Source organism: Tenacibaculum profundi (genome assembly GCF_052050075.1).
Taxonomy (GTDB): domain Bacteria; phylum Bacteroidota; class Bacteroidia; order Flavobacteriales; family Flavobacteriaceae; genus Polaribacter.
Map to the genome: position 1 here is coordinate 2,486,246 of NZ_CP197225.1, position 17,338 is coordinate 2,503,583.

Sequence of the window (17,338 nt, forward strand, 5' to 3'; positions counted from 1 at the left end):
ATTATCAATAATTGGCTTTTTTCTTTTTTAATTTTATATAAACAGGGAAGTGGTCGGAAAAGCCTCCTTGATACCAGGGGCCTATAAATGTTCTTAGAGGGCTCCCTTTTAGCTTGCCTTTAGCAACTTTCATCCATGGCTTGCTATATATTTTAGCTTCAATAAATTCTAAGCTACTACTTTCTTTAAAAAAATTCTTAGATAAAATGATTTGATCAAATAAATGCCAATCTCCATTATATTTTAGGGTGCCCAAACCTTTTTCGTGTAGTGAAAACATTGGATTGTAAAATGTATTATCAACTAATATCTCGTTTAAGCTTTGAGAAGATGGGTCGTCATTAAAGTCACCCATCACAATAAATTTAGGTTCATGACGCTCTTCAGCTATAATTTTATGTATAGTTTCTGATACTATTCTTGCAGCATTTATTCTTTTAGGCTTTGTTTCAAGCTTTCCTTTGGCTCTTGAAGGCCAATGATTAACTAATATATAAACAAGGTCACCATTGAGAACTCCTTTTACCACTAAAACATCTCTTGTATGGTCTAGAATACTACCCTCGTCGAGGGGGGGAATATAAACTGTTTCTGACGAAATAATTTTGAATACATCAGGTCTATAAAGCAAAGCAACATCTATCCCTCTTTTATCAGGTGAATCATAATGAATAAACCTATAATTATGATTGATTAAATTCTTATGAGTGATAAGATCATCTAATACTTTGGGATTTTCGATTTCGACCAAACCAATTATAGCAGGTGCGTAATAAGATTCATGTTCCCCAATTTTAGCTAATACAGATGAGATTTTTTTTATTTTATGATAGTACTTACTTTTATTCCATTTGAACTTTCCTTTAGGAGTAAAATCTTTATCATTTTTTAGGGGGTCTTTTAGTGTATCAAATAAATTCTCAACATTATAGAAAGCAACAGTTAAGGTGTTTTTTAGTTTATCTTTTATCATTTGTGCGTTTTTATTCGGTTCTCAAATCATTTATTAATAATAAAAATCAAAGATAATTATTCATTTATCTTACGTAAATAATTATCTAATTACTTTAGATTAAGCTATTATAATTAATAAACCACCTCGACACTGCAGCAGTAATCTATTTGATGAGCTTGTTTTACTTAAATCTGGTTAATTGTATTTATTTAATTTAGAAAGTATAAATAGTTTATAAGCCAAGTGCATTAGTATAAAATACAATAGTTCACTTAACCGCTTTTTATTTGTATTTTTACATCCTTATGATAGAAACAAGAGAATCCATATCAGAGTATGTAGTGTTAATAGGCATTATTACTCAGCACCAAGATGATAAACAATCGGAGGAATACCTTGATGAATTAGAATTTCTTACGTTAACAGCAGGAGGAAAAACGTTAAAGCGTTTTGTGCAGAAGCTTGATAAACCAAATCCAAAAACTTTTTTAGGATCAGGAAAATTAGATGATGTTAAGACATATATTGATAATAATGATATTGGTACAGCGATTTTTGACGACGAGCTTTCACCTGCACAACTTAGAAATATTGAACGTATTTTAAATTGTAAGGTTTTAGATAGAACTAATTTGATACTTGATATTTTTGCCAATCGTGCACAAACCAGTTCTGCTAAGGCACAAGTAGAGCTTGCTCAATATCAGTATTTATTGCCACGTTTAACAAAAATGTGGACCCACTTAGATAAGCAAAAAGGTGGAATTGGTATGCGTGGACCAGGTGAAACAGAAATAGAGACTGACCGACGGATAATTCGAGATAAAATTAGTTTATTGAAGAAAAAACTGCAAAGTATTGATAGGCAAATGTCTGTACAGCGAAAAAATCGTGGTAAATTGATACGTGTTGCGCTAGTGGGCTATACAAATGTTGGTAAATCAACACTTATGAATGTTGTTAGTAAGAGTGATGTTTTTGCTGAAAATAAGTTATTTGCTACTCTTGATACAACAGTAAGAAAAGTAGTCATTAAGAATATTCCTTTTCTAATGACCGATACAGTTGGTTTTATTCGAAAGCTACCTACTCAATTAGTAGAATCGTTTAAGTCTACACTAGATGAGGTTAGAGAGGCTGATTTACTTCTACATGTTGTAGATATATCACATCCAAATTTTGAAGATCATATTGCGTCAGTCAATAATATTTTAGGAGAAATAAATAGTGTCGATAAACCTACAATAATGATTTTCAATAAAATTGATGCCTATACTACAAAAATTATAGAAGAGGATGATTTAGTTACTGAAAAAACAAAAGAGTATTATTCTTTGGATGACTGGAGAAAAACATGGATTAGTGATATTGGTAAAAAAAGTATTTTTATCTCCGCCATAGAAAAAAGTAATTTAGATGAGTTTCGTGAAAAGGTATATGCAAGTGTCAGAGAGCTACATATTCAAAGATTTCCATACAATGATTTCCTATATTTTGAATAAGTTAACATATTGATAATATTTTGTTTACTTAAAACAAACCTCGTTTATATTGCCTATTTATTTTTTTTTTCTTATTTTTAGTGAAATTACATATAAAACATAAGTTACTAATTATTAATGCTTTAATCCCCCTAAGAATGAGAATATGGACTTTTATATCAAAAAATAGTTATACGAGCGTTTATTTTCGCAGAGAACTAATTGATTTATCAATAGATAAAATGATGTTTAATTAAAAATCAATAATCTACATTAAATAATTTCAGTCAGCTTTGAACCTAATATTTCTAAGGCTTTTGTTATTGTATAATGTTTGTGTTATAGGTTAAAAACAATAAAAAACATCATGAAAAAGCTAATTCTATTTTTTCTAGTTTCCCTAGTGGCTCAATCTTTACTTTCTCAAGAAGTATGTGAAAGTAAAAATGTTGTGCAAGATGCTAACGATATATCTAGCATCACTAAGTGTTCGGTAAATGGAAATTTATCTTCTACCGACAAGGAAAAATCAAAAGTTAAGGTAGTGTCTTCAAGAAGTCGACAAAAAAGAAGGTCTATTGAAATAAAAAATGATCAAAAAAACACTGCTAGTAATAGAAAAAAGATAAATGACAGTGTTAAACACCTTCAATTAGATCATATAAAAGAAAATATCATAGCTGTAAATACCGTTATCGAAGAAAAACTTGTTAAAGAACAGGTTTGTTTTAATGAGGTTGAATTCATACCCCAATTTAGAGATTGCTCAGATGAGTCTCTCGATCCTTATGATTGTTTTAATCACGAAATGGAAAAGCATCTTGTAAATAACATAAGCTATCCAGAAAAAGCATTAAAAAACAACATTCAAGGTGATGTTTGGGTAAGCTTTATTATAACGCATTCTGGAGAAGTTAAGAATATACTTGCTACGGGTGGTGATGAAAGTAGCGAAATGTTAACAAAAGAGGCTATACGAGTAATTTCAATTTTACCTTCTTTCATACCTGGAAAACAAAATAATCAAGAAGTAAGTGTGAGATATACATTTCCAATTAGTTTTAATTTAGATTAATTATATAAAATTATAGTAAATCATTTATGTTTAGTTTCAAGAATTTTTCATTCTTGAAATTTGTATTCTTGATTTATTTAGTAGTCCTCTTTTACATAAAATAGTGTTTAATGATCATAAAATAATTTTTGTTAAACGAAAAAGTATATTTTCAAGCCATTACTTTTCAAAAACTATGTAAAAAAGCGTAACTAGGAGATTAATTTTAGAATAGTTTCCATAAAAAACAGCGTTTAATTCCATATAAATTTTTTGTTTGTGTTTTTTACAAAAAAAAGAAGTGTTCTTTTGTAAAATAAAACACCTTGTTTAAAAGTTTTATATTCCCAGTGTTTATATGGGCTTTGACTGTTAACTATGAGTTTTGGAACTAAATAATTAAAGTAAAATTACTTAAGGAAAAGATCTGGTTTTAAGAAAAGAGTAAACATTGACGTTTATTGGTATTTTTTTGCTAATTTTGCCCCCAGAGAGAAAATACTAGCCGAATATAATACAGTAAAATAATAATTCTTCTTAACCCCTAAATTATGAAAAGAATAATTGTTTTGATGGCATTTTTTATGCTGTCATTTATAACATCCGCTCAGGAAGTATGTGAAACACCAGATGAAGATATTGCTGATTTAAACAGTATTACAAAGTGTTCTATAAAACCTTCTAAGAATTCGAAAAATAAAAGATCTCGTCAAATTATGGTGAAAGTTTCAGCTAGCAAGCGTTTTCTTAAAAAAAGAGAGATCAAAAAAAAGAAAAAATCTTCAGGTATCGGTAGTATTAATACTGCTGGAGTAACCAAGTTAAGCACAAGTTCTGGCATAGAGAATAGCAAAATTTCAACATCGTCTAGTGAGAATAACAAATCTTCTCTAACAAGTTCAAGCGAGTCAAAATCGGAATCTATCAAAGGAAACCTAGAATCTTTAACAGAAAGGTTATCTCGTGAAGAGGTTAAAAAAGCAGAACGTTTTAGTACTGTTGGTGAACTGCCTTCATTTAAAGCTTGTGAAAAAATCAGAAACAAAGAAAAGTTAGATTGTTTTAATACAGAAATGATAAAACATATTCAAAAGTACTTCCGCTATCCTAGTGAGGCTGTTCGAAATCAGGTGGAAGGAGAAGTTTGGGTTCGTTTTGTTATTGATAAAAACGGATACGTAAAAAATATTAAAACATTAGGTCCAAAAGGAGGTGACCTTCTTAATGAAGAAGCTAAGAGAGTTGTTACAAAACTTCCCCGTTTTGCGCCTGCCAGAAAAAATGGAAAATCGGTGTCTGTTAAATATGGTTTTCCCATTAACTTCTCTTTAGAAGAATAAATCAATCAATCAATACATTTTAAAACCCCAAAAAAATGGTAAAAAAACAATTAACGCTAATTGTTTTTACTTTGCTAGCGATCACCTCCTATGCACAAGTAAAAATAAGTGGAACTGTTTATGATGAGTATTTAGAACCTTTTTATAGTGCTAAAATATCTCAAGGTAAAAATTATGAAATTTCTAATACATCTGGAGAGTTTTCTTTAATCCTTGAAGGAAAACTGCCAACATCCATTACGGTAACTGCATTTGGTTATAAAACTGAAGAAATTGAAATAACTTCGCTTGATCAGGAAATTAATGTAATTCTTAAAGAAAACTTGCTACTAGATCAAGTAATTATTTCTGCTTCAAGAGTCCCTGAACGTATTATAGAATCACCAGTAACGGTAGAACGCTTAGGTTTAAGTGAAATTAAACGAAATTCAGCCAATTCATTTTACGATGGTCTTGCTAATTTAAAAGGTATTGATGTGCGAGAAAGTAGTTATGGTTTTAAAACTGTAAACACACGTGGTTTTGCTGATTTTGCTAATTCTCGTTTTGTTCAATTAGTCGATGGAATTGATACTGCTGCTCCTGCATTAAACTATAGTCCAGGAAACCTTTCTGGGGTTTCAGAACTTGATATTTTGAGTGTAGAGGTTTTACCTGGGGCTTCTTCAGCTCTTTATGGAGCGAACGCATATAATGGTATTTTATTGATGAATACTAAAAGTCCATTTGATTATACAGGAATTAGTACTTCTTTTAAAACGGGAGTTACCCATCAGTTAGCAGCAGGAACCAACCCTTATTATGATGTTTCTACAAGAATGGCTTATAAATTTAGCGATGCTTTTGCGGCAAAAGTAAATTTTTCTTATTTTGAAGCGGAAGAGTGGCATGCAAATGATACCCGTAACCGATTGATTGATACACAGGAAATAGCGCCTGAACCTTCTGGTGTTAGTTATGATGGAGTAAACGTATATGGGGATGAATTATATTCACAAATCGTTGAAACTGATTTCTTTCCTAATGAAGATCGAACTTTCCTTTTGAACCGACTTCTAAGACGTAAGGGCTACCTTGAAAGCGATTTAATAGACGATTTTAAAACACACAATTTAAAATTTTCAGGATCTTTATATTTTAGACCCTTTAAAGATGAATCTCTAGAAGTTGAGTTAACATCAAGACTAGCAATAGGAGATAACATGATACAAGGAAATAGCAGATTAGCACAACGAGGTTATTACCTGGGCCAGCATAAATTAGAGTTCAAAGGGAATAATTTCTTTTTACGCGGATACTTTACTGAAAATGATGCTGGGAAAACTTACGATTTAGAGCGAACAGGAAATTTGTTAAAAATTGCTAGGTCTGCTAATTCATCTGGTAATAGTTATAAATATGACTTCTTATATGGATATTTTAATTCTCCTGAAGTAAATCATGAGGGTAGGGTAAATGATGCTTATTCATATGTTGAAGGTTTTAGTCTTAAACCAGGTACACCATTATTCAACGAGAATCTAGATAAAATAACCAATACTTTAATTACAGAAGGAGGAAGTACAATATATGACAGAAGCTCTTATATTCATGCAGATGGTAATTATAATTTTAAAAGTTTATTAAATAATTGGGCAGATGTTCAAATAGGAGGTTCTTATCGTAAATATTCTCCTAATTCAAGAGGAACCATTTTTAACGACAAAGAGGAGCCTATTAGGGTTGAAGAGTATGGTTTTTATTCGCAAATTCAAAAGAAGTTATTTAACGAAAGATTGAAGCTAACAGGTTCTGTTCGTTATGATAAGTCTAAAAATTTTACAGGGCACTATTCGCCAAGATTTGCCGTTAACTATGCTTTAGGAGAAAATAAGGACCATATCCTTAGAGCTTCTTATCAAACTGGTTTTCGAAACCCAACTATTCAGGAGCAATATTTAAGAAGGGATGGCTTTCCTCTTAATATTATTGGAACTGTTGAAGATAATTTAGATAGAGTAACTTACGAAAATGGGATTAAAGGAAGTGATGTTATTAATAATGCATTACTAACAAGATTTTATTACGAAGAAAATGAAGACCAATCTTCTGGACCATATAAAGAGAAAGTGATAAAATCTGAATATAAATCAATTCAACCAGAGTCTGTTAGGTCTTTTGAGTTAGGTTACAGAAGTATAATTAGGTTGAATAATAATAAAAATTTAGATTTAGATATCAATGGTTTCTATAGTAAACATGACGATTTTGTATTTTATCAAGCTGTTACAGTTCCTATGTATGGAAAAGTTCTTGGTGATGGTGAGCTTGATTCTGAAGCAGAGGACGCTTTTTCCTTTGGGGATGTTTCTGATTTTAATATCATTACCAACAGTAAATCTCAAGTAACATCGTATGGGGCTTCTATAGGTATGCACACTAAATTTTTAAAGAATTTTGATTTAGGACTTAATTATAATTTCATTGACTATTCACTTGATGATAAAGATTATAATTTATTTACACCTAATTTTAATACTGCTAAACATACGTTTAAAGTTCAAGTAGGGAATGACAAATTATTTAAGAATTTCGGATTTAATATTAATGGTAGATGGCAAGATCGTTACACATGGCTCTCTCCATTTGTAAGAGGTGTTGTGAATGCTAGATGGGTAGCTGATGCTCAAATGAACTACCGTATTCCTTCGTTTAAATCTAGAATAAAAATTGGAGGAACCAATTTGTTCGGTAAAGAATATTTTGTAGCTCCAGGGATGGGACAAATAGGACAACAGTATTATATCTCTTGGATTATCAATAATTAAGATAAATTAATAGATATTTAAAAGGCCGTAAAAAACATTTTTACGGCCTTTTTAAGTTTTTAAATGTAAAAAAGAAGTGATACGGTGTTTAGTTTTGGTTTATGATGTTAAAAAATAGAATAGCCTTACTAAAAAGCAAGCAAAACGTAACATTAAATTAAATTTTTCCGCTCTGTTTTCTTTAATATTTGATAAAGAGAGAAACAATAAAAAACCTCTAGCAAATTAATTTTAATTTATTAGAGGTTTTTTTATAATTAAAAAATACTTGGTATCTATTCTTTTACCGCTAGAGTTATATTCAGTTCTTCTAATTGCTCTTTGTCTGTTGCAGCAGGAGCATCGATCATAACATCTCTTCCTGAATTATTTTTTGGAAAAGCAATAAAGTCTCTAATTGTTTCCTGTCCTCCCAAAATAGCTACTAAACGGTCTAAGCCGAATGCTAACCCTCCATGGGGTGGAGCTCCGTATTCAAATGCGTCCATTAAAAAGCCAAACTGTGCTTTAGCTTCTTCTGAAGTAAATCCTAAATGTTTGAACATTATTGCTTGCGTTTCCTTATCGTGAATTCTGATTGATCCACCCCCAATTTCATTTCCATTCAACACTAAGTCATAAGCATTTGCTTTTACAGCTCCTGGGTCGGTATCTAATAATGCTAATTGCCCTGGCTTTGGTGAGGTAAATGGATGGTGCATTGCGTGATAGTGACCTGTTTCTTCATCAAGCTCTAATAATGGGAAATCAATTACCCATAACGGAGCAAACTCATTGGCTTTTCGTAATCCTAAACGCTCAGCAATTTCCATACGTAAAGCACTTAATTGCGCTCTTACTTTTGAGGTTTTACCAGAAAGCACACAAATTAAATCTCCAGCTTTTGCGCCTGTTACTTCAGCCCATTTTTTTAGATCGTTTTGATCATAAAACTTATCCACAGATGACTTATAACTACCATCTTCATTACATTTCACATATACCATTCCTAAAGCACCAACTTGCGGACGCTTTATCCAATCAATTAATTTATCAATTTCTTTACGAGTATAAGACGCGCCTCCTGGTACAGCAATACCCACAACCAATTCAGCATCATTAAAAACTTTAAACTCTTTATGTTGTGCTACTTCATTTAACTCACCAAACTCCATCCCAAAACGAATATCTGGCTTGTCATTTCCGTATTTTTGCATTGCTTCATCAAAAGTAATTCTTGGGAACTTAGCTACTTCAACACCATTAATTTCCTTTAATAGATGACGTGTCATTCCTTCAAAAATTTCTAAAATATCTTCTTGCTCTACGAAGGCCATCTCGCAATCTATTTGCGTAAATTCTGGTTGTCGATCCGCTCTTAAATCTTCATCTCTAAAACACTTTACGATCTGGAAATATTTATCCATACCGCCGACCATTAAAAGTTGTTTGAAGGTTTGTGGACTCTGTGGTAAGGCATAAAACTGCCCTGCATTCATACGAGAAGGAACTAAGAAGTCTCTTGCTCCTTCTGGAGTAGACTTAATTAAGTACGGCGTTTCTACATCAATAAACCCTTTATTTGAAAGATACTTACGGACTTCCATTGATACTTTATGACGGAAAATTAAGCTTTCTTTTACAGGATTACGACGAATATCTAAATAACGATACTTCATACGCAAGTCTTCTCCACCGTCAGTTTCATCTTCAATAGTAAATGGAGGAAGTTTTGCTTCATTTAAAATAGTTAATTCTGAAACTAGTACTTCAATATTTCCAGTACGAATATTTTCATTTTTAGAAGCCCTTTCAATAACAGAACCTTTCACCTGAATAACGAACTCTCGCCCTAGTGTTTTGGCACGATCCATTAATTCTTTTGGAGTACGCTCTTCATCAAAAATTAATTGAGTAATTCCGTAACGATCACGTAAATCTACCCATATCATAAATCCTTTATCACGTGACTTCTGAACCCATCCTGCTAGGGTAACTTCGGTATTAACATGCGATGCTCTTAACTCACCACAATTATGCGTTCTGTACATTTTTTGAATTTTTAGCTTCGCAAATTTAACTATAAATGTCAGGATGCAAAAAAATTACATTAAGTTCGTTTTTTAAATAATAGTTTGTTTTAATAATATTTATAAAAGCTGATATAAATAGTACAATTTTATTTTAGTAAAAACTAAATGTAATTTTCATCATATGAATAAAAGAGAACACTTTGTCCCATTTCTTCTTACTTTTCTCATATTTTTAATTGTTCAATTGCCCTTTTTTGATGTTGTACAATACCCATTTCGATTATTGGGTACATGGTTTCATGAGATGGGACATGGAATAGCTTCTTTATTACTTGGGGGAAAATTTGTGTATTTAGAAATTTATAAAAATGGAGGCGGTGTTGCCTATACTGATGTTTCTAATTCTTATTTACCATATCGTTTGGCCAGAGCTATTACAGCTGCTGGAGGTTTAATAGGAACTACTATCGGCGGAACCATATGTATTGTTGTTTCAAAATATAATATAACAGCAGTTCATGTATTACGGGTATTATTTTTTCTTATGGTACTTTCATTATTTTTATGGATTCGATCATTTTGGGGCGTTTTTTTATTAAGTGTTTTTGCGATTGCAATTGCTGGAATTCTTAAGTTTACTAATAAGAGCTTTCAAAAATCAACACTTTTATTTTTGGGCTTGCAAGCGATATTAAGTAGTTACTATGAATTAGGATATGTTTTTACAAAACAATTTGAAAGGTTTGGTCAAATCAATTATTCTGATACTGAAATTATTGCTCAAAACACTTTTGGCCCTTATTGGTTTTGGGGAATTTTAATAACAATGCTTAACGTGTATGTTGTTTGGAAGGCTATTGTTTTAAGTTTTCATTACAAAAAGGGATAATCGATGAGCTGAAGTTTATGCCTTTTATAAAAAAACACATACTTTTTCACATAAATACAACGAGAATTGCCAGTCTGTTAAAAATTAAATATTATTGGTTTTGTCACTCAATACAACGTTAATTTGTTTTTTAAAAATGATTATCATGACACTAGAACAATTCAAAACGAAATTGATTAATAGCAGGGAGCAGATTAATTTTTCAGATACAATAGCATTAATAGATTCACATTATAGTTTTACTCCAACAGCTTTTAAGAATGGAGATATTAGTAATAAGCCCAATGAAAACAATGGCTCTTGCAAAGTTTTTTCTTTTGCCTTAGATCAAGAGCTAACTAAGGAAGAAACTTTAGCTTGTTTTGGAGCATTTTATTTCGAAGATGTATTAGGAAATCCTCAGGGAACAGATCACCAAAATATTAGAAATTTTATTAAATATGGATTTGATGGACTATTATTTGAGAATAAAGCTATTGTATTAAAATAAAAAGTTTTATGTAGCTAATGATTAAAAGCTCCTTCTTTCAGTCTATTAAAATAGTCTTTAGCAGCTCTTTTTACTTTGGGAGCTAGAATTAACGTTGAAAGTAACGTAGGAATCGCCATTAATGCATACGCACTATCAATCACGTTTATAACAAAGTCTAACTTTATAATTGAAGCTACTATAATTGTTACTATGTAGATGTAGTTATAGTACTTTCCGATTTTTACACCAAATAAATAGCTTAAGCAACTATATCCATAGAATGAATAGGTGAACAAGGTAGAGAAAGCAAAAATTAGTACACAAACTGTGATAATGATGCTGCCTATATTAGATGGTAACACGCTATCAAAGGCAACAAGCGTTAACGAAATACCATTGCCATTAAAGTTTTGCCATACCCCTGAAGCCAAAATAGCTAAAGCAGTTAATGTACAGACCAAAAGTGTGTCAATAGCAGGCCCTAGCATTGCTACTAATCCTTCCCTTATAGGCTCGTCTGTTTTTGCAGTTCCGTGCATCATAGGCGCTGTTCCTAAACCAGCTTCATTTGAAAAAGCAGCTCTTTTAACACCAGTAATGATAAGGGTACCAAGTGCACCACCTACAACAGCTTTTCCTGAGAATGCATCTGTAAAAATGAGAGAAAAGATGGAAGGAATTTCTTCGACTTTTAGTATCAAAATGGTGAGTACGGTAATTAAATAAACTACTACCATAGCAGGGACTAACTTACCTGCTACTTTTCCTATTCTTTTTATACCTCCGAAAATTACCATTCCTGTAATTAAGGCAATACTTACACCTAAACAAAATTTTACGGTATCAATGTTTGTAGCTTTAACTTGAAAAACATCAACTAAAGTTTGCGTTAATTGGTTAGCTTGAAACGCTGGTAGTGTGCCGAATAAACCTGCAAAGGCAAAAAATACAGCTAAAGGTTTCCATTTTTCACCTAATCCCTCTGTAATCACATACATGGGGCCTCCTTTAGCATTACCATCTTCATCTTTTCCTCTATACATTACAGATAAACTACAAGTGAAAAATTTAGTTGCCATTCCGACAAAAGCACTCACCCACATCCAAAATATTGCTCCAGGTCCTCCAGAAGCAATAGCAATAGCAACGCCACTAATATTCCCCATACCTACTGTTGCTGCTATAGCAGAAGATAAAGCTTCATAATGTGATAAATCTCCTGGTGAATCATGTTTATCGTATTTACCTCTTAAAACATTGACTGCATGCTTCATATACCTGAAAGGAACCAGCCCAGAATATAAAAAGAGAAACAACCCTCCTCCAATTAACAAAATTAATAACGGAATTCCCCATACCCATTGGGAAAATTCAGATACAATGTTTTGTAAAGATAAATACATACTGCTTTAATTTTTCGCCAAATTACGGAATAATAAATAATCTGACTTTCATATTTTGCTCAAATATTACTTACATAAAGCAAAAAAAATGGATCATATGATCCATTTTTTTTATTGAAAATATTTTACTCTTTATTACGAGTTCATTAGCTCTTCGATTTCCTCAGCTTCGATAGGAATATTTCTCATTAGATTAAACGGCGTGTCGTTTTCTTTAATAACAACATCATCTTCCAGTCGAATCCCAAAGCCCTCATCAGGTAAATAAATACCTGGCTCAACTGTAAAAACCATATTAGCTTGCATTGGCTCATGAAGTAAACCGTAATCGTGTGTATCCAAACCAATATGATGAGAGGTACCATGCATAAAGTATTTTTTGTAAGCAGGCCATTCAGGGTTTTCATGTTGAACATCTTCTTTATTCAAAAGACCTAAACCTAATAATTCAGATGTCATTATTTTACCGACTTCAACATGGTAATCTGCCCAGATGGTTCCTGGAACTAACATTTTAGTAGCTTCATTTTTTACTCTATGAACTGCATTATAAACGGCTTTTTGTCGATCTGTGAACTTACCAGATACAGGAATGGTTCTTGTCATATCAGCAGAATAATTTGCATATTCAGCACCAACATCCATTAAAATAAGTTCTCCTTCACTACATTGTTGATTATTTTCTATATAATGCAAAACATTAGCATTGTTACCAGATGCTATAATTGGAGTGTATGCAAATTTTTTAGAGCGATTTTTTACAAACTCATGAATATATTCAGCTTCAATTTCATATTCCCAAACTCCAGGTTTTACAAAATTTAAAATACGTCTAAATCCTTTCTCTGTTATATCGCAGGCTTTTTGCATTAAATCAATTTCTATAGAATCTTTTACGGAACGTAATCTCTGTAAAATAGGATTACTTTTAGCGATTGAATGTGCTGGATATTTATTTCTAATCCAAGAAGTAAATCGATCTTCTCTTGTTTCGGTTTCAACAACAGCTCTGTAATGCTCATTTGTGTTTATATAAATAGTATCAGCGTAACTCATTAGTTCTCGCATTACCTTTTCCATGTCTTGTAGCCAAAAAACAGTTTTAATTCCACTTACTTCAAAAGCTTTATCTTTTGTTAATTTTTCGCCTTCCCATATGGCTATATGCGCATTCGTTTCTTTTAAGAATAAAATTTCTTGATACTGTGGTTTTGGACAACTCGGAAATAGAACTAAGATACTTTCTTCTTGATCTACGCCGCTTAAATAAAAAATATCTCGGTGTTGTTCAAACGGCAATGTACTATCGGCACTCACAGGATAAATATCATTTGAATTAAATACGGCTAAACTATTACCCTGCATTTGAGACATGAAATTTTTGCGATTTCTTTTAAAAAGATTGCTATTAATAGGTTGATATTTCATACGTACGTTTTTAATATTTAGAAACTTCCCGTTTCAAAATTAGTTAAAATACTAATGAGTGTTTGTAGCTAAATGCGAATATTTTATTTAATATATTATATAGAGTAATATTAACTGAGGTTTTAAGCTATAAAATAGTGAGTAATTTTTTTATCATAATAAGAAAGCTTTTTATAAATTTTAGTAAGTGACGACTGACTTGCCATCAAACATAAAAATGTTTCAACAAGGAATATTGTACTATTCTGAAATGGAGTTCTTTTCCTAAGGAATTAAAAAATAAGGAGAATCATAGAAATGCTATGCCTTATTCTTTTATAATAGGTAAATAACCGTAAATTTGCTTCCTTTAAAACAAGAAGTTACAGAAATGCAATACAATCATAAAGAAATTGAAGCAAGGTGGCAAAAGTACTGGGCTGATAACGGTACATTTAAAGCTGAAAATAATTCTGATAAACCAAAGTATTATGTGTTAGATATGTTTCCTTATCCATCAGGAGCTGGATTACATGTTGGACATCCACTAGGCTATATTGCTAGTGATATTTATGCGCGTTATAAGCGTCATAAAGGCTTTAATGTATTGCACCCTCAAGGATATGATAGTTTTGGATTGCCTGCTGAGCAATATGCAATTCAAACAGGACAGCACCCAGCAATTACTACAGAAACTAATATTAAAACATATAGAGGTCAGTTAGATAAAATCGGATTTTCTTTTGATTGGTCTCGTGAGGTACGTACTTCTAATCCTGAATACTATAAATGGACACAGTGGATTTTTATTCAACTATTCAACTCTTGGTACAATAAAGATACTGACAAAGCAGCAGATATTTCAACATTAGTTGCAATGTTTGAAAAAGAGGGGAATGCAAAAGTGAATGCAGTTTCTGAGGAGGATATTAAAAGTTTTTCTGCAGAAGAGTGGAATAGCTTTTCTGAAACTGAACAACAAGCAATTTTATTACAATATCGTTTAACGTATTTATCAGATACGGAAGTAAACTGGTGTCCTGCTTTAGGAACCGTGCTGGCAAATGACGAAATTGTAAACGGTGTTTCTGAACGTGGTGGACACCCAGTCGTGCGTAAAAAAATGACACAATGGTCAATGCGGATTACAGCGTATGCGCAACGCTTGTTAGATGGATTGAATAAAATAGACTGGCCACAGCCGTTAAAAGATAGTCAAACCAACTGGATTGGTCGCTCTCAAGGAGCGATGGTTTCTTTTAAAGTAGACAGTTATGATGCAAATATTGACGTGTTTACGACACGTCCTGATACTATTTTTGGAGTGTCTTTTATGACATTAGCTCCAGAACATGAGCTGGTAGCTAAGATTACTACTGATGCGCAGAGAGAAGCTGTAGAAACCTATGTTGAGGCTACAGCAAAGCGTTCGGAACGCGATCGTTTAGCAGATGTTAAAACGATTTCAGGAGTATTTACTGGAGGCTATGCTTTACATCCGTTTACAGGAAAGCAAGTGCCAATTTGGATTGGTGATTACGTGTTAGCTAGTTATGGAACAGGTGCGGTAATGGCAGTTCCTTGTGGAGATCAACGCGATTACGATTTTGCAAAGCATTTTGGATTAGATATTCCAAATATTTTTGAAGATGTTGATATTTCGGAGCAAGCTTTTGCTGATAAAGGAAAAACAGTTTTAGCGAATTCTGATTTCCTAAATGGATTGAATTATAAAAAAGGAATGAAAACCGTGATCTATGAAATGGAGCAACGCGGTTTTGGTTTCGGAAAAATAAACTATCGTTTACGCGATGCGGTATTTAGTCGTCAACGTTATTGGGGAGAGCCATTCCCGGTGTATTACAAAGACGGAATGCCTCAAATGATTGATAAAAAGTACTTACCAATCGTACTACCTGAAGTGGAAAAGTATTTACCTACTGAAGATGGAAAACCGCCATTAGGAAATGCTGAGGTATGGGCTTGGAATAGCGTTGAAAATAAAGTAGTAAGCAATGAGCTAATTGATAACGAAACGGTGTTTCCATTAGAGTTAAATACCATGCCAGGTTGGGCAGGGAGTTCTTGGTACTTTAACCGTTATATGGACGCTCGAAATGATGGTGCGTTTGTAAGTAAAGAAGCGGTTGAATATTGGAAAGATGTTGATTTATACATTGGAGGCTCTGAGCATGCTACAGGACATTTGTTATATGCACGTTTTTGGCAAAAGTTTTTATTTGATAGAGGTTTCTTACCTGTTGATGAGTTTGCTAAAAAACTAATCAACCAAGGAATGATTCTAGGAACTTCCGCAATTGTTTATAGAGTTTCTGGAACTGATACCTATGTTTCGGCAGGCTTAAAAGATCAATATGAAACAGAAGCGCTACGCGTAGATGTAAAGCTTATCAACTCATCTGATGAGTTAAACATAGAGAAGCTTAAGAATTGGCAGCCTCAATTTGCGAATGCAGATTTTAAATTAGAAGACGGGAAATATCTTGTAGGAAGAGAGGTAGAAAAAATGTCTAAACGTTGGTTTAATGTGGTTAACCCAGACGATATTTGCGAAGAGTTTGGCGCTGATAGTTTACGTTTGTTTGAAATGTTTTTAGGACCATTAGAGCAATTTAAACCTTGGAAAACTTCGGGCATTTCAGGTGTATATTCATTCTTGAAAAAATTATGGAAATTATTTCATAACAATGATAATTTCGAAGTTACCGAAGGAGAAGCAAGCAAAGAAAGTTTAAAAACATTACATAAAACCATTAAAAAAGTAGAAGAAGATATCGAGAATTTTTCTTTTAATACATCGGTTTCTACTTTTATGATTGCAGTGAACGAATTATCGGCACAAAAGTGTAGGAATAAAGAAATATTGAAACAGTTATTAGTTTTGATCTCACCTTACGCACCGCATATCGCAGAAGAATTATGGAGCAAGTTAGGTTACCAAGAATCTATTGCTTTTGCAAATTTTCCAATATTTGAAGAAAAGTATTTGGTTGAATCTGAAAAAGAATATCCTGTGTCATTTAATGGTAAAATGCGATTCAAATTGAATTTACCATTGGATATGGGTAAAGCGGATATTGAAAAAACAGTAATGGCTCATGAAAAAACACAGCAACAACTCGCAGGAAGAGAACCAAAAAAGGTGATTATTGTGCCTGGAAAGATTATCAATATTGTTGGGTAAAAGTTATTTCACTTGAGAGGTTATTGATTTAAAGGACATATTTTAAACCGATCCTCTAATAATTTAGACGATTTCTTTTTATTAGTCGAAATAACAAACTATTATATAAAATTAAGAAAAAGTCATTGTAAAAATTTGCAATGGCTTTTTTGCTACAGAATGTTGAATTCCTGTTGTTCTAATAATTCGGAGTAAAAAAGTTATATTGTCATAAGCAGGTAATCCAAAAATAACTAGGTAAGAACCATTAAAATTAAAATCTGTTTGAATGATAGTGAGTTATTTTAATTTAGGTTCGAGATTGATTATTTTT

General features: G+C 32.3%; 11 protein-coding genes. 7 read left to right on the forward strand and 4 right to left on the reverse strand.

Annotated features, from left to right (window positions below; all coding sequences use genetic code 11):
- Window positions 1–4: 4 nt before the first annotated feature.
- Entirely contained in the window at window positions 5–973 is a 969-nt protein-coding gene (locus tag ACSIGE_RS10115) for an endonuclease/exonuclease/phosphatase family protein (RefSeq protein WP_440879757.1), read from the reverse strand.
- A 287-nt stretch (window positions 974–1,260) separates the two neighbouring features.
- Here ACSIGE_RS10115 and hflX point away from each other — a divergent pair, with 287 nt between their 5' ends.
- The 4 genes from hflX to ACSIGE_RS10135 all read left to right on the forward strand — a co-directional run bounded on the left by hflX (window position 1,261) and on the right by ACSIGE_RS10135 (window position 7,637).
- The gene (gene hflX, locus ACSIGE_RS10120; protein ID WP_440882201.1) at window positions 1,261–2,457 is read left to right on the forward strand and encodes a GTPase HflX; all 1,197 of its coding nucleotides are present in this window, start codon (window positions 1,261–1,263) and stop codon (window positions 2,455–2,457) included.
- A gap of 346 nt (window positions 2,458–2,803) precedes the next feature.
- Complete coding sequence (locus ACSIGE_RS10125) at window positions 2,804–3,511, forward strand: energy transducer TonB (protein ID WP_440879758.1); 708 nt, start codon at window positions 2,804–2,806, stop codon at window positions 3,509–3,511.
- Between the two features lie 530 nt (window positions 3,512–4,041).
- Window positions 4,042–4,830: an energy transducer TonB gene (locus tag ACSIGE_RS10130; protein ID WP_440879759.1), complete on the forward strand. Its 789-nt coding sequence runs from the start codon at window positions 4,042–4,044 to the stop codon at window positions 4,828–4,830.
- A gap of 35 nt (window positions 4,831–4,865) precedes the next feature.
- Complete coding sequence (locus ACSIGE_RS10135; RefSeq protein WP_440879760.1) at window positions 4,866–7,637, forward strand: TonB-dependent receptor; 2,772 nt, start codon at window positions 4,866–4,868, stop codon at window positions 7,635–7,637.
- A gap of 275 nt (window positions 7,638–7,912) precedes the next feature.
- Here the strand turns inward: ACSIGE_RS10135 and aspS are convergent, their stop codons facing one another.
- Window positions 7,913–9,667 carry an aspartate--tRNA ligase gene (aspS, locus tag ACSIGE_RS10140; RefSeq protein ID WP_440879761.1) on the reverse strand — a complete coding sequence of 585 codons (1,755 nt, stop codon included), beginning with the start codon at window positions 9,665–9,667 and terminating at the stop codon, window positions 7,913–7,915.
- Window positions 9,668–9,830: 163 nt separating this feature from the next.
- Between aspS and ACSIGE_RS10145 the strand changes: the two genes are divergently transcribed.
- Window positions 9,831–10,538, forward strand: coding sequence for a M50 family metallopeptidase (locus tag ACSIGE_RS10145; protein ID WP_440879762.1), 708 nt, complete (start codon window positions 9,831–9,833; stop codon window positions 10,536–10,538).
- A gap of 145 nt (window positions 10,539–10,683) precedes the next feature.
- Window positions 10,684–11,028: a HopJ type III effector protein gene (locus tag ACSIGE_RS10150; RefSeq protein ID WP_440879763.1), complete on the forward strand. Its 345-nt coding sequence runs from the start codon at window positions 10,684–10,686 to the stop codon at window positions 11,026–11,028.
- A gap of 14 nt (window positions 11,029–11,042) precedes the next feature.
- Here ACSIGE_RS10150 and ACSIGE_RS10155 read toward each other — a convergent pair whose 3' ends face one another.
- Together ACSIGE_RS10155 and ACSIGE_RS10160 are read right to left on the reverse strand one after the other, a co-directional pair.
- On the reverse strand, window positions 11,043–12,413 hold the full coding sequence (locus ACSIGE_RS10155) for an alanine/glycine:cation symporter family protein (RefSeq protein WP_440879764.1): 1,371 nt from the start codon (window positions 12,411–12,413) through the stop codon (window positions 11,043–11,045).
- 135 nt (window positions 12,414–12,548) lie between these two features.
- Window positions 12,549–13,841 carry an aminopeptidase P N-terminal domain-containing protein gene (locus ACSIGE_RS10160; protein ID WP_440879765.1) on the reverse strand — a complete coding sequence of 431 codons (1,293 nt, stop codon included), beginning with the start codon at window positions 13,839–13,841 and terminating at the stop codon, window positions 12,549–12,551.
- 370 nt (window positions 13,842–14,211) lie between these two features.
- Between ACSIGE_RS10160 and leuS the strand changes: the two genes are divergently transcribed.
- Window positions 14,212–17,025, forward strand: coding sequence for a leucine--tRNA ligase (gene leuS / locus ACSIGE_RS10165; RefSeq protein WP_440882202.1), 2,814 nt, complete (start codon window positions 14,212–14,214; stop codon window positions 17,023–17,025).
- Window positions 17,026–17,338 lie beyond the last annotated feature (313 nt).

What these genes read in the sequence shown, in the direction of transcription:
- ACSIGE_RS10150 (WP_440879763.1), top strand. Translation starts at nt 10,684, where the DNA reads ATGACACTAGAACAATTCAAAACGAAATTGATTAATAGCAGGGAGCAG.
- ACSIGE_RS10125 (WP_440879758.1), top strand. Translation starts at nt 2,804, where the DNA reads ATGAAAAAGCTAATTCTATTTTTTCTAGTTTCCCTAGTGGCTCAATCT.
- ACSIGE_RS10135 (WP_440879760.1), top strand. Translation starts at nt 4,866, where the DNA reads ATGGTAAAAAAACAATTAACGCTAATTGTTTTTACTTTGCTAGCGATC.
- hflX (WP_440882201.1), top strand. Translation starts at nt 1,261, where the DNA reads ATGATAGAAACAAGAGAATCCATATCAGAGTATGTAGTGTTAATAGGC.
- aspS (WP_440879761.1), bottom strand. Translation starts at nt 9,667, where the DNA reads ATGTACAGAACGCATAATTGTGGTGAGTTAAGAGCATCGCATGTTAAT.
- ACSIGE_RS10130 (WP_440879759.1), top strand. Translation starts at nt 4,042, where the DNA reads ATGAAAAGAATAATTGTTTTGATGGCATTTTTTATGCTGTCATTTATA.
- leuS (WP_440882202.1), top strand. Translation starts at nt 14,212, where the DNA reads ATGCAATACAATCATAAAGAAATTGAAGCAAGGTGGCAAAAGTACTGG.
- ACSIGE_RS10145 (WP_440879762.1), top strand. Translation starts at nt 9,831, where the DNA reads ATGAATAAAAGAGAACACTTTGTCCCATTTCTTCTTACTTTTCTCATA.
- ACSIGE_RS10155 (WP_440879764.1), bottom strand. Translation starts at nt 12,413, where the DNA reads ATGTATTTATCTTTACAAAACATTGTATCTGAATTTTCCCAATGGGTA.
- ACSIGE_RS10160 (WP_440879765.1), bottom strand. Translation starts at nt 13,841, where the DNA reads ATGAAATATCAACCTATTAATAGCAATCTTTTTAAAAGAAATCGCAAA.
- ACSIGE_RS10115 (WP_440879757.1), bottom strand. Translation starts at nt 973, where the DNA reads ATGATAAAAGATAAACTAAAAAACACCTTAACTGTTGCTTTCTATAAT.